This is a genomic window from Streptococcus mitis SK575, from assembly GCF_000257865.1.
Taxonomy (GTDB): Bacteria; Bacillota; Bacilli; order Lactobacillales; family Streptococcaceae; genus Streptococcus; species Streptococcus mitis_CQ.
Genome location: NZ_AICU01000008.1, coordinates 1 through 710 on the forward strand (window position 1 = coordinate 1; position 710 = coordinate 710).

Consider the following 710-nt stretch of genomic DNA (forward strand, 5'->3'; position numbering starts at 1 on the left):
GATTGGAATTATAATGCTGATTAATTCATTTTCCAACATTTTATAATTCACTTCTCCCCTCTAGCAAAAACATAACCTCATGAAGCCACCTTATTGTTCCATATGTATCGTATTCAGGTGACTCCTTTAGTCTCTCAACTTGATATTTAATTACAGATAAACAACTATTCACATATTTTGATATATCTATACCTCTAACTGAAAGAAATGAGATAAAATTCAATCTTTGTTGAATATCACTACGAATTTTTTCTAATCCAAAGTGTCGATTAACATTATCAACACGATAAACATAGCTATCCCTATTAACGTATACAATTTTGTTAGAAATAAGATATAATTTTAGCCAAAACTCCATATCTTCCCCAAGAGTTGTTTTTTCATTAAAAGCAATCTTATCTAACAGACATTTGCGAACTAATTTACCGCATACAAAACGATATGAGTAGTCAAAAGTGTCTAAAGCTATAAATTCATCAATTAATTCTTGATTTGTAAATACTCTTTTTTCATATCCCCTCTGAAAAGAATGAAAATACCAACAATTGTCTGCCATATGAAATCTTTTATAAGTAGACACTGATATATCTACATTCTCATCTATAAGTGCATTGTAAAGGACTTCTAAATAGTCAGAATCCACCCAATCATCTGAATCAATAAAAGTAATGTACGCCCCCACCGAACATTCAATGCCTAGATTTCGCGCT

1 protein-coding gene is annotated in these 710 nt (G+C 30.7%); it reads right to left on the reverse strand.

Features of this window, described 5'->3' with window-relative positions; genetic code table 11:
• Positions 1 to 40: 40 nt before the first annotated feature.
• Positions 41 to 710, reverse strand: a 670-nt coding sequence (locus HMPREF1048_RS03370; protein WP_000851436.1) for a glycosyltransferase family 2 protein, incomplete at its 5' end; no start/stop codon positions are given.